The organism is Flavobacterium sp. (genome assembly GCF_040402895.1).
GTDB lineage: Bacteria > Bacteroidota > Bacteroidia > Flavobacteriales > Flavobacteriaceae > Flavobacterium.
This window is the reverse complement of sequence record NZ_JBBALR010000004.1, coordinates 134143-147511: the sequence shown is the minus strand read 5'-3', so window position 1 is coordinate 147511 and position 13369 is coordinate 134143. Positions and strand designations below refer to the sequence as shown.

The following is a 13369-nucleotide window of genomic DNA, read 5'->3' as shown; positions in this document are numbered from 1 at the left end:
AAGTCGAAAGTCAAATGTCGAAAGTCTATATTCTATTTTCTAAGTTCTATATTCTTTTAAAAGTTTTCTTTTTCTGAACAAAATAGTTCCAGACGATTGATTTAGCGAAATAATAGTCTTTTTTCTGATTGTTGCTTCTTTTCTTCAGATTTCTTCCAATTAAATGATAAAAATAAAAATGGGCTTTTAATATGGCAAGAGTATGTATGGCTTTTCCTTGAAATAAAAAATGTATTCCTGCTAAACCATCCAAACACAAACGGGAAAAAATAATTGGAAATAGTTTTTCTTTAGGAAGATTTTTAGTTAAAATAGCCAACGAATTTCTAAAATTCAGGAACGTTTTCTTTGGATCGGCTACGTTTAACGTAGCGCCACCAACATGAAACACTACGGAACTGGGACAGTATTTTACAACATAGCCTAAGTTGTTAGCACGCCAACATAAATCAATTTCTTCTTGATGGGCAAAAAAATCAGCATCAAAACCTTGTAAGGTTCTAAAAACGTCTTTTCTAATAAAAAAACAAGCGCCTGTTGCCCAAAAAATTTGGGTTTCGGTGTCATATTGTCCTAAATCTTCTTCCAGAGTATTAAAAATTCGACCTTTACAAAACGGAAAACCAAATTTATCTATAAATCCGCCTGCAGCACCAGCGTATTCAAAATGTGTTTTCTTTTTATAATCTAATAATTTAGGTTGAATAATAGCTGTATTTGGTTCGTTATCAAAAATAGTTTCAATAGGTTGTAGCCAATTTTCAGTTACTTCAATATCCGAATTTACTAAGGCATAATAAGGTTCTTCCACACATTTTAATGCTTCATTATACCCTTTTGCAAAACCATAATTTCCTGCGTTTTCAATAATTTTTACAGTAGGAAATTCGGCTTTTAACACAGCAATAGAAGTATCTGTAGATGCATTATCGGCTACATAAATAGTAGCATTTCCAGAAAACTGAATTACGGATGGTAAGAATTGCTGCAATAATTTGGTACCATTCCAATTTAAGATAACTACGGCTGTTTTCATTCAGACTGCTAAGATTATTGGATTTTTAGATTATAGTTGGGTAACTCTTTTAAAAATGTATATTTCTCGTTTTCAAAATCCATTTGACAAAAATAATGATTTATTCCGTTAGTAACCATCAAATATGTGGCTTTCAGAGTAAAATTATATCTTGCCATTTGATCAAAGGTGTTTTGAGATAGGGCAACATTAGATTGTTTACATTCTACGACCAAAAAAATACTACCATCCGAATTGAAAATAACAATATCATATCGTTTACTCATTCCGTTAATTTTTACTTGTTTTTCAACGTTTATAAGTGATTTTGGATACTTACATTCTTGTATTAAATACTGAATCGTGTGCTGCCTAACCCATTCTTCTGGAGTTAGCACCACAAATTTTTTTCTAATTTCATCAAAAATAGCAACTTTATTTTCACTATTTTTGAAGCGAAAGGAATAGGATGGGAATTGTAACTTTTGCATCTTGCGAATGTATAATCAAATCCACGAATAAACAAATTATCAAATCAACATATTTTGACAGAAATAATTAAGATAGTAAACGATATTAAATCTAAAAATTTCAAACCCATTTATTTTTTATGTGGGGAAGAAACCTATTATATAGATAGAATTTCAGATTTAATAGAAAATTCCGTACTTACTGAAGACGAAAAATCCTTTAATCAAGTGGTGTTATACGGAAGAGATACCACAGTAGAAGAAATTGTGTCAACGGCAAAACGCTTTCCTATGATGTCAGATTATCAGGTGGTGATAGTGAAAGAAGCACAAAATTTAGCCAAAACTTTCGAAAAATTTGAGTCGTATGCCGTGAATCCGCAACTGACTACAATTTTAGTTTTTGCCTACAGAGACAAACCTGATGGAAGAAAAAAAATATTTAAAACCATTAAAGATAAAGGTGTTTGGTTTGAAAGTAAAAAATTATACGACAACCAAGTTCCAGATTGGATTGTGAAAGTATTAAAAGGTCAGAATTACGGAATTGAACCTAAAGCTGCCGCTATGTTAGCGGAATTTTTAGGTACTGATTTAGCTAAAATTAATAACGAATTGGAAAAGCTGAAAATAGTTTTTCCTGAAGGTCATATTTTTACACCAAAAAACATTGAAGAAAACATTGGGTTTAGTAAAGATTATAATGTGTTTGAACTAAAATCGGCATTGGCAACAAGAAATCAGCAGAAAGCATATGCCATAATTCATCATTTTGCAGCAAATCCAAAAGATAATCCAATAGTTGTCATAAGCGGGCAAATGTTTGCTTTTTTTGCTCAATTATTACAATATCACGGATTAAAAGATAAATCAAAATTTAATGCGGCAAAAGCGTTGGGAGTCAATCCGTTTTTTATGGATGAATATTCCACTGCCAGTAAAAATTATCCCATGCGAAAAGTGAGTCAAATTATTGAAATCATACGCGATATGGATGTTAAGAGCAAAGGAGTTGGGTCTGGTTCCATGAAAGAAGCCGATATGTTGAAGGAGTTAGTATATAAAATTTTCAACTAATTAAATTAAATAATTTACTATATATAAAATTATAAAAAAACACGATATTTGCATTCCAAAACGTATAAAACTAAAAAAAATGAATAAAAATACAGTTTTAGCATGGGCTACAGGTATTATGATTATTATGGGTATATTAATAATCGGTTTAGCCATATACAAATATGATGATGTTGCAGGTTGGGGCTTTGCAGCGGTAGGAATTGGATTTTTTGCTAACGCGTGGGTATTTAATGCTTTAAAAGGAAGAATGTAATTCTAAATTACGAAGTTTGATTTAAGATTTACGAAGATTATAAAAATAAACAAATAACAATTACGCTACGATTTGTGCACGAATTAGTTTGAAAATCATTTTCCTATATAATCTTCCATTAAATAAACCAACATGTTTCGTGTTGGTTTATTATTTCTATATTGTTTGATAATTGTAGGGGTGTTTACTTTCTTAAATTTCGTTCTATAAATTTCATTAGGATTGCTAAAATTATTAGAAACAGTGATGAAGTAAGCGTTGTCTCCTTTTTTTAGTGACGGTCTATATTTATTTAGCCAATCATAAGTGTGAATATCGCCAAGTGTTCCCAGGGCTACAAAATTTAGCTCTAGTGGTTGGGCAATATAATTGTCAATATGGGAGCCAGGAAACCATTTATTGTTAATGATAAAGTTGGTCGAAATTCTTTTCTCGGCCCTATTTTTCTCGTGAATTTTATTAAATTCTGTTTTAAAATAATCCCAATCATACATATCCAAGGTCACATCTCCTTGACCTAAAGTATCTTCGTTTTTTGATCCAAAAGTGCCGGGATAAAAATTAATAGCCAAAATCCCTATGAAACTAATGGCAACTATTAAATAAATGGCATAAAAAACAACTTTACCTAATTTTGTTTTAATGTCAGACAAGTAACAAGCTGTAAGAATTATTAAGGCTATAAATCCAGGTCCAGACCAATGTGGTAGCGTATCTCTAAAAAGCGAAACGAATAGTAATATTAGTATTAGTGGTAAACTTTGTAAAAGAAATAATCTTGTATAAATGACTTTTAAATAGATTTTGTTTTTCCAAACAGCAATTAAAGCTGTTCCAATTAAAAAATAATTTAAAGGATTGTTATACATTGCTCCACCGAGAAATTCTCTCAGAAAACTATCAATGTTAATACCACGATTTATAGCAACCCGATTGCTATGAAAAGAGTAGGTAATAAAATCATTATTAATATTCCAGAATAATATGGGAGATACTATCAAAATACTCAGTAAAATAGCAAGATATAGGTAAGGATTCAAGAGTTTTTTTCGATCGTAAAATAAAATATATAGTCCAAATCCAAACCAAAGAAAAACACCGTGAACCTTACTCATAATGCACAAACCAGTACAAATGCCAAAAAACAGTAAATTTTGGTTCACAGTTTTTGAATCTTCACTTGAAGTGATAATATTAATTTGAAAATAGAGACAGCATATCCAAAAAAAGAGTTGAGGTGCATCGGGCATTATAAAAATTCCTGCAATAATACTCGAATAAATAGAAGATGTAAATAGTAATGCAGCAATTAAACCGCTTTTTTCATTCTTAATTTTTTTGGTAATCAAATAAATTAAATAGGTGTTAAAAGCCGCCAAAATTATGGAACCTAAACGGATAAAAAAATCGCTTGTAATTTCTAAATTAAGTGTTGTGAGTTTTATTAATAGGGCAACCATTGGCGGATGGTCAAAATAATTCCACTGTAAATGATGCGCATAATTAATATAATACACTTCATCGTTCCCTAAATCGATTGTGAGTGCAATAATACAGCGAATGATGGTTGCAACTAAAATTAGACTTGCAATTTTATTTTTTAAAAACATTGTTAGACTTTGAAAGTGTAAAAACTATTAGCCCCAAAATTCCAGAAAAACACAATTAATGTAACAAGGAATTTGCAAACATAAAAATTTATTTTAGTCTTTTTTTGAAGCAAATATAGAAATCCAGTATTTATAGCAAATCCAATAATGGCAATTACAAGAAAACTAATAAATTGATTACCTATATTTGGATTATGATTTTGAAAAGTAAAATACCGATTTAGAAAGTAATTGTTGGTTACCCCAAATAAAAAGCCAACACTGTTTGCAAGATATTTGTTGATTTTTAATTTTTCTTTGAAAATCCAAGTGATGCCAAAATCAACAATTAGCCCAGAAAAACCAACAAATCCAAACTTTACAAAGCGAACAAAATCCATCCGTTAGTTATTAAAAGAAGGATTTGGAAAAAAGGTTGTTCGTCGTTTCCATTTTTTTATTTTTTTTCTTATTAAAGTATTCTTTATAATTTTTTTTGTCCAAACTGCCGAAAAAGAGCCAAACAAAACGCCTATTATGGCTCCAAATATAACATCTATCAAGAAATGATGCCCTAAATAAATTCTGGAGTATCCTACTGCAATACTTAAAATAATCATTGTAAAGCAGATGTGTTTTTGTCTGAAATAGTTTGCAATAACGGTTGCTAAAGCAAAAAAGGAAGCGGTGTGTCCAGATGGAAAGCTATTGTAGCCATCCCTACTTTTAGCAAAAGTCTCTAAATAATACTTGTAATGATGAATTTCAAAATAAGTTAATGGTCTGGGAGATGAAATACAATTTTTGAGTAGTTGCGAAAAAATTCCAGAACTAATATAAGATAACAAAATTATAAAGGCTAATTTATTGTGTTTTTTAGAAAATAATAACAAAAAGATAGAAAGTAAGATTATGAACCAACCATCGCCTAAAAAAGTAATTCCTTCAAATAAATAAGTAAGTTCTTTTGTGTGAGTTTGATTGAGCCATATAAAACCTTGGCTATGAGAAAAAACGGAAGATAATACAATAAGAGCTATAAATAGTAGACCATTTATGGTATAAAAAAACAGGTTTTGATGTATGAATTTAAAAGCAGAATTAATGTATTTCATAAAATATTAATTTTTCACTAAATTTAGTTTGTACGAGTTTTTTTAATGTAAATTGAATTTTATAAAAACAAAATTAAATAGTTAACTAACTGTTACAAGACACTTTTTTATGTTAATTTTTATGTTTTTTTACCAAAAAAAATCACCTTTTGTAAAATTGGTGCTTTTTGATTTATGAAATACTAAATAAATGGCAATCTATTTTCAACTTTATCAATTATTGAGTAATATCGCTCTTAGATCCTTTTGTAATGTCTATACTATTTTCAACCTTTTAAATACACTCACTTAATTTGGAATTGATATCTTTAAATATTGTTTCTTTTGAATTGAAAGAAAAAATCAGAATTAAAATCATCAATTGTTACTCTGATACTCATACTCTTTTTAATTTTTTTACCATTAACAAAAGATTGAATACTAAGAATTCCAAATTCATCATTTGCATTCTTTTTATTTAAAACTATCTTTGTAGAAGTTTTTAAAGTTTTATAAATAATGAAAACAAAATTATATATTTAAATTATTATCAAAAGTGGGAACGATAAGTGGCAATATTTTATGTAAAAATAGCATGTTTATTAAATTCATAATTTTATAACTAATTTAAAATCAATTACTTAATAATAAATAAAAATAATAATGTCAGACGATAAGAAAGTAATTTTCTCAATGCAAAAATTGAGTAAAAGTTATCCAGGTGCAGATAAGCAAGTATTAAAAAACATCTATTTGAGTTTCTTTTACGGAGCTAAAATTGGTATTCTAGGACTTAATGGTTCTGGAAAATCATCTTTATTGAAAATTATTGCTGGAATTGACAAAAATTATCAAGGTGATGTGGTTTTTCAACCCGGTTACACCGTTGGTTATTTGGAGCAAGAGCCACAATTAGACGAAACCAAAACAGTTATTGATATCGTACGCGAAGGTGCTGCTGAAACGTTTGAATTATTAGCTGAATTTAATAAAATTAATGACGATTTTGGTTTGCCTGAAGTTTATGAGAATCCAGAAAAAATGGAAAAACTTATGGATCGTCAAGCGGAATTACAAGACAAAATTGATGCTTGTGGCGCTTGGGAAATTGATACTAAGTTAGAAATCGCAATGGATGCACTCCGTACTCCAGACCCTGAAACACCTATTCATGTGTTGTCTGGTGGAGAAAAACGTCGTGTGGCTTTATGTCGTTTACTATTACAACAACCGGATGTATTATTATTAGATGAGCCAACCAACCACTTAGATGCCGAATCAGTACTTTGGTTAGAACAGCATTTAGCACAATATTCAGGAACGGTAATTGCCGTTACGCACGATAGATATTTCTTAGATAATGTTGCGGGTTGGATTTTAGAATTGGATAGAGGTGAAGGTATTCCGTGGAAAGGAAATTACTCGTCTTGGTTAGAGCAAAAATCTAACAGAATGGCTCAAGAAGAAAAAGTAGCTTCTAAAAGAAGAAAAAATTTAGAGCGCGAATTAGATTGGGTACGTCAAGGAGCAAAAGGTCGTCAGACCAAGCAGAAAGCACGTTTACAGAATTACGATAAATTATTAAACGAAGATCAAAAAGAATTAGACGAGAAATTAGAAATCTACATTCCTAATGGACCTCGTTTAGGAACCAATGTTATTGAAGCGAAAAATGTGGCGAAAGCATTTGGGGATAAATTATTATACGACGATTTGAATTTTGTTTTGCCACAAGCTGGAATTGTTGGAATTATCGGTCCGAATGGCGCTGGTAAATCAACCATTTTCAAAATGATAATGGGCGAACAAAAAGCGGATGCTGGAACTTTTGATATCGGAGAAACAGTAAAAATTTCTTATGTAGATCAATCGCACTCAAATATTGATGTCAACAAAACGCTTTGGGAAAACTTTTGTGATGGACAAGAATTAATTATGATGGGTGGTCGTCAAGTAAACTCTCGTGCGTATTTATCACGTTTTAATTTTGGTGGAAGCGATCAAAATAAAAAAGTGTCTACATTATCTGGTGGAGAACGAAACCGTCTTCATTTAGCTATGACATTAAAAGAAGAAGGAAATGTCTTGCTTTTAGATGAGCCAACAAATGATTTAGATGTAAACACACTTCGTGCTTTGGAAGAAGGGTTGGAAAACTTTGCAGGTTGTGCCGTTATCATTTCTCACGACAGATGGTTTTTAGACCGCGTTTGTACGCACATTTTAGCTTTTGAAGGCGAGTCACAAGTATATAGTTTTGAAGGAAGTTTTACAGAATACGAAGAAAACAAACGCAAACGATTAGGTAAAGATGTTACACCAACTCGAATTAAATACAAGAAATTAATTAGATAATTTGGATATAAAATAAAAGGGCTGTTTCATTGAAACAGCCCTTTTTTTATTTTCTCTCATCTATCCATTTTCTAGCATTAACAAACGCTTCTAACCAAGGAGAAACGGCATCTTTTTGTTCTCTATTTGGATAATTTGCCCAATTCCAAGGGAACGTAGAACGCTCAATATGTGGCATCATTACTAAATGTCGACCAGAAGTGTCACACATCATCGCAGTATTATAATCCGAACCATTTGGATTGGCAGGATACCCTTCATAGCCATATTTTGCAACAATATTATATTGGTTTTCAGGCATTGGTAAATTGAATTTTCCTTCACCGTGCGAAATCCAAACCCCTAAAGTAGTACCTTCTAAAGTAGAAAGCATCACCGAGTTGTTTTTTTGAATTTTCACAGAAGTAAAACCACTTTCATGTTTGTTTGAATCGTTATGTTTCATTTTTCCGTGTACGTCATGTTCTGGATTAATTAACTCTAATTCCATCATCAATTGGCACCCGTTACAAATTCCTACAGAAAGTGTATCTTCTCTTTTAAAGAAATTTTTTAAAGCGGTATTGGCTTTTTCGTTATATAAAAAGGCACCTGCCCAACCTTTTGCCGAACCCAATACATCAGAATTAGAGAAACCACCCACAGCACCAATAAATTGAATGCCTTCTAAGGTTTCACGTCCCGAAATTAAATCGGTCATGTGCACGTCTTTTACATCAAATCCGGCTAAGAACATCGCATTTGCCATTTCTCGTTCAGAATTACTCCCTTTTTCACGAATAATAGCAGCTTTTGGTCTTGCACCAGCAGGAATTACGGGTAATTTACCATCAAATTGCGATGGAAATGTAAATTGTAAAGGTTGTTTGTCAAAATTCTCAAAACGTTCTTTTGCTTTGCCGTTCTTCGTTTGTTTTTGGTCTAATAAATAAGATGTTTCAAACCAAGTTTTTCTAGTTTCTGTTACCGAGAAGTTAAACGAATCACTAAAATTAGAAATTGAAACGACATCGCCTTCAGTAACATTTCCGATTTTATGTATCGTAATGCCGTTAGCTTTACATGTAGCTTCAACTTCAGCATTTGCTTGGAAAACCACTCCGATATTTTCATTAAATAAGGTTTTAACGGTATCGGTTTCACCTAAAACGCTTAAATCGTATGTAGCACCTAAACCTACTTCTGCGAATGACATTTCTAATAAAGTAGTAATCAAACCACCACTTCCAATATCGTGTCCGGCTTTTATTTTTCTTTCTTTTATTAAATCTTGTAACGTATTGAACGCTTTCTTAAAAAATGCAGCGTCTTTAATAGTTGACGTTTCATTTCCAACTTTATTTTGCGTTTGATAAAAAGAAGAACCTCCTAATTTAAAAGTATCTTGTGATAAATTGATGTAGTAAATGTTTCCGCCATTACGTTGTAAAACAGGTTCCACTACTTTAGTAATATTCGAACAATTTCCTGCTGCCGAAATAATCACCGTTCCTGGTGCAATTACTTCGTCATTTGGATATTTTTGTTTCATTGATAAGGAATCTTTTCCTGTTGGAATGTTGATTCCCAATTCGATAGCAAAATCTGAACATCCTTTTACAGCTTCGTATAAACGGGCATCTTCGCCTTCGTTTTTACAAGCCCACATCCAGTTTGCCGATAATGAAACCGATGCTAAACCTTCTTTTAATGGCGCCCAAACTAAATTTGATAATGATTCTGCAATAGCATTTCTACTTCCAGCCACAGGATCAATTAAAGCTGAAATAGGAGCGTGCCCAATAGAAGTGGCAATTCCTTCTTTTCCTTTATAATCTAAAGCCATTACACCTACATTATTCAAAGGTAATTGTAACGGACCTGCACATTGTTGTTTGGCTACTTTTCCACCCACACAACGGTCTACTTTATTGGTTAACCAATCTTTACAAGCCACAGCTTCTAATCGTAAAACATGATTTAAATAGGTTGGAATTTCACTGGCTTTATATTCCGAATTACTATACTTTCTAGCAATTGTTTTGTCATTCATGATGGTTTTTGGTGAACTTCCAAAGAAATCCTCTAAAGCATAATCCATAGGTTTCAACCCCGTAGATTTCGACTTAAAAGTAAATCGATGGTCGTTGGTTACATCACCCACTTCATACATTGGAGAACGCTCTCTATCAGCAATACGTTGAAGAGTTTCCATGTCTTTTTGACCAATAACCAATCCCATTCTTTCTTGCGATTCGTTTCCGATGATTTCTTTCGCAGAAAGGGTAGGGTCACCAACGGGTAACTTGTCCAAATCTATTAATCCCCCTGTTTCTTCAACCAGTTCAGATAAACAATTTAAATGTCCACCCGCACCGTGATCGTGAATAGAAACAATCGGATTGTTATCACTTTCTACCAAGCCACGAATGGCATTGGCGGCACGTTTTTGCATTTCTGGATTGGAACGTTGTATCGCATTTAGTTCAATTCCTGAACCAAAAGCACCTGTATCTGCTGAAGAAACCGCGGCGCCTCCCATTCCAATTCTATAATTTTCACCACCCAGAATCACAATTTTATCGCCCGCTGTAGGTTTCTTTTTAATGGCTTGATCTAATTTTCCATAGCCAATTCCACCCGCTTGCATGATTACTTTATCGTAACCTAATTTACGAGCCGCTTCTTCGTGTTCAAAAGTTAAAATAGAACCCGTAATTAAAGGTTGTCCAAATTTATTTCCAAAATCGGATGCACCGTTTGAGGCTTTAATTAAAATATCCATTGGCGTTTGGTACAACCAAGGGCGAGCTGCCATATCGGTTTCCCAAGGAAGCTCCTCATTTAATCGTGAATACGATGTCATGTAAACGGCTGTTCCTGCCAAAGGCAAAGAACCTTGACCTCCGGCTAAACGGTCGCGAATTTCTCCTCCAGAACCGGTTGCAGCGCCATTAAATGGTTCAACAGTAGTTGGAAAATTGTGTGTTTCTGCTTTTAAGGATAATACGGAATCAAATTCTTTTTCTTCGTAAAAGTCTGGTTTTTCGGCACTTTTTGGTGCAAACTGGGTTACTTTTGGACCTTTAACAAAAGCCACATTATCTTTATATGCTGAAACGATATCATTAGGATTGGTTTCCGATGTTTTTCTAATTAATTTGAATAACGATGTTGCTTTTTCTTCGCCATCTACAACAAAAGTTCCGTTGAAAATTTTATGACGGCAGTGTTCTGAATTGGCTTGTGAAAAGGCAAATATTTCAGAATCGGTAAGTTTTCTATTTAATTTAGTAGCTAAATTATTTAAATACTCGACTTCTTCCGGACTTAAAGCCAAACCTTCAGTTTTGTTATATCCCGCAATATCGTCAATTTCTAGAATAGGTTCAGGTTGAATATTTATGGTGAAAATATCTTGTTGTAATGCTGCATATTTTTGAAACAACATTGGATCAAAATCACCGAAATCTGCACTTACTTTTTGAAATTCTTCAATTCTGATAATTCCTGAAATACCCATATTTTGTGTAATTTCAACGGCATTGGTACTCCAAGGAGTCACCATAGCCGCACGAGGTCCTACAAAATTTTCAGAAATTGTTTTGTTGTTTATTTGTTGTGTTTCACCAAATAACCAGTTAAGTTTTTGGATGTTTTCGGTAGAAATTTCAGATTGAGTCTGAACTGCAAAAACGGTATTGCTTTGGTTTCCAAAGAAAAAAATCATAAAGTTGAGTTGCTTGAACTGAATGTTATTTCAGTTGTGTTAGTTGTTTCTGATGCAAAGTTAAACTTTCTTCTTAAAGTATAAAAAAAAAGAGCGGTAAAAACCGCTCTAAATTTTAAATTTATGGTAAATATTCATAAGCACCAATATCGGAAGGATTTGTCCTAGTTGTCCCAACAATATCTAGTGGAAACGAATACGCAAAATTGGCATTGTTTCTACATATGGAATTTTCATTAATGCGGAAATTATTTAAATTCGTATTTTTAAATTCAGGTTTGTTTGTTGTTGAATTGGTTGCGAAAATGCACCCTACATATTTTGATGTATTTGTAGAAAATTGATATAAAGGATTGTTACTTATTTGGTTGTTATAATCAACAAATTTAATCAAGCAATTATCAAATTTATAATTAAAAACGGCTCCTGTTTTTTCTAATGCAATTCCAAAATTACTAGAACCATAGAAAATACAGTTTTTAAAATCCGCTTGTGTTAATGAAGTTTGAACCGTGCTGCTTATATTTTCATTGGTTAACACCAAACTTGTTTGACTTGGCGAACTCCAATAATTAGCAAATGTACAATGTGTGAAGTCGTAACTTCCACCATACGTACAAGCTAAACTGGTTTGTCCGCAATTATTAATTACCACGTTTTTACCTGTAATATTTCCTGTTCTTGCTAAAATTCCTACATTGGCACAATTGTAAATTTGGACATTCATCATATCAATAGTTGGAGTTGTTGTTCCGTCATTATTTGAAACTAACATACCTACAGTTGCATTTTTAATGGTTAAATTTTTTATAACATTTTGATTGCTGCCTCCCATAAATAATACTGCTAACCATTGTCCAGGGACATCACTATAATTTGGCTCTAAACGATCGCCTTCAAATATTACTTCGTTTTCTAAATCGTCGGTTGTAGATACATTTCCATTCACTTGTAAATGCGCATTTGCAGCTACAATTAAACCTGAGTTAGCATGAAAGTGCACCCTTGTTCCAGGATCAACAACTAGTGTTTTCGTTTCAGGAATTTTAGCGAAACCATATACTACATAGGGTTTTGTATTGGTCCAATGTAGCTCGTTTCCGTTTGTGGCATCTGTTTCGCTTAAATTAGTACCGGTAATGTTTACAGGTTCTGTGTTTGTTCCTAAATTAATTTGTTCGTAGGTATAATTATTTGGACTACCCGTTCTTTCTGGATAAATAAAAACAGCATCTTGAATCAACGTAACCAATTCTACTTTTTGATAAGTATTGGTGTCGCCAAACTCAATTCTATCAGTATATAAAAAATCGGTTGGATTGGCATTGGCAATATTTGACGTGATTTCAATAAAAACAAACAAGCTGTCTTTGGCTAAAAGTTCTACATTTTCAAACTCTTTTCCAGGTACGCCATCTACCATTAATCGGTAATTTGAACTTTGCCCTTTTCCCAATCTAACTTTTGGAATAGATATGTTTTTGTTGCTATTGTTGTATACTTTTAAAGTATAGGTACTGGAACCAATATTCGTAAAAACGGTATCTAAATACACGGTTTCTTTAGAAAAAGTTAAGGTACCAATACTCGGTTCAAAATCAAGTTCGTTTCTGCACGACGAGAAACAAAAAGTAGCAATTATTCCAAGAAAAAGTAGTAACTGACGCATATATTTTATTATTTTATGAAATGAATTAGCTTCAAATTTTAATATTGATTTGAGGTAATTCGTGGTAACTTGATTTTAAACGAAAAAAACTTCGTTTTGGTATATTTTTATTCGAAAATATAAATTTGTAACTTT

General features: G+C 32.3%; 10 protein-coding genes. 3 read left to right on the top strand and 7 right to left on the bottom strand.

All coding sequences use genetic code 11. The features are described 5' to 3' along the window. Positions 1-46 precede the first annotated feature (46 nt). The gene (locus ABWP60_RS05520) at positions 47-1036 is read right to left on the bottom strand and encodes a glycosyltransferase family 2 protein (RefSeq protein ID WP_353149673.1); all 990 of its coding nucleotides are present in this window, start codon (positions 1034-1036) and stop codon (positions 47-49) included. 14 nt (positions 1037-1050) lie between these two features. Beyond that, positions 1051-1506 (bottom strand): type I restriction enzyme HsdR N-terminal domain-containing protein, encoded by a 456-nt coding sequence (locus ABWP60_RS05515; protein ID WP_353149670.1) that lies wholly within the window; start codon positions 1504-1506, stop codon positions 1051-1053. A gap of 54 nt (positions 1507-1560) precedes the next feature. Between ABWP60_RS05515 and holA the strand changes: the two genes are divergently transcribed. Both holA and ABWP60_RS05505 read left to right on the top strand, forming a co-directional pair. Beyond that, a complete protein-coding gene (gene holA / locus ABWP60_RS05510) occupies positions 1561-2562 on the top strand; it encodes a DNA polymerase III subunit delta (protein ID WP_353149667.1) in 1002 nt (333 codons plus the stop codon). A 79-nt stretch (positions 2563-2641) separates the two neighbouring features. Next, on the top strand, positions 2642-2818 hold the full coding sequence (locus ABWP60_RS05505; RefSeq protein WP_353149664.1) for a CAL67264 family membrane protein: 177 nt from the start codon (positions 2642-2644) through the stop codon (positions 2816-2818). 95 nt (positions 2819-2913) lie between these two features. Here the strand turns inward: ABWP60_RS05505 and ABWP60_RS05500 are convergent, their stop codons facing one another. Genes ABWP60_RS05500 through ABWP60_RS05490 form a run of 3 tightly spaced genes read right to left on the bottom strand, consistent with a single transcriptional unit; the run spans position 2914 to position 5522 of the window. Continuing rightward, positions 2914-4428, bottom strand: a complete 1515-nt coding sequence (locus ABWP60_RS05500) for an ArnT family glycosyltransferase (RefSeq protein ID WP_353149661.1) — start codon at positions 4426-4428, stop codon at positions 2914-2916. A gap of 2 nt (positions 4429-4430) precedes the next feature. Further along, the gene (locus tag ABWP60_RS05495) at positions 4431-4808 is read right to left on the bottom strand and encodes a GtrA family protein (protein WP_353149659.1); all 378 of its coding nucleotides are present in this window, start codon (positions 4806-4808) and stop codon (positions 4431-4433) included. A gap of 3 nt (positions 4809-4811) precedes the next feature. Further along, on the bottom strand, positions 4812-5522 hold the full coding sequence (locus ABWP60_RS05490) for a phosphatase PAP2 family protein (protein WP_353149656.1): 711 nt from the start codon (positions 5520-5522) through the stop codon (positions 4812-4814). Between the two features lie 642 nt (positions 5523-6164). Between ABWP60_RS05490 and ettA the strand changes: the two genes are divergently transcribed. Continuing rightward, a complete protein-coding gene (gene ettA / locus ABWP60_RS05485) occupies positions 6165-7856 on the top strand; it encodes an energy-dependent translational throttle protein EttA (RefSeq protein ID WP_353149653.1) in 1692 nt (563 codons plus the stop codon). 46 nt (positions 7857-7902) lie between these two features. On the opposite strand, the gene purL is transcribed toward ettA, so the two are convergent. Both purL and ABWP60_RS05475 read right to left on the bottom strand, forming a co-directional pair. Beyond that, positions 7903-11565: a phosphoribosylformylglycinamidine synthase gene (gene purL, locus ABWP60_RS05480; RefSeq protein ID WP_353149650.1), complete on the bottom strand. Its 3663-nt coding sequence runs from the start codon at positions 11563-11565 to the stop codon at positions 7903-7905. A 121-nt stretch (positions 11566-11686) separates the two neighbouring features. Next, on the bottom strand, positions 11687-13234 hold the full coding sequence (locus ABWP60_RS05475) for a hypothetical protein (protein WP_353149647.1): 1548 nt from the start codon (positions 13232-13234) through the stop codon (positions 11687-11689). Positions 13235-13369 lie beyond the last annotated feature (135 nt).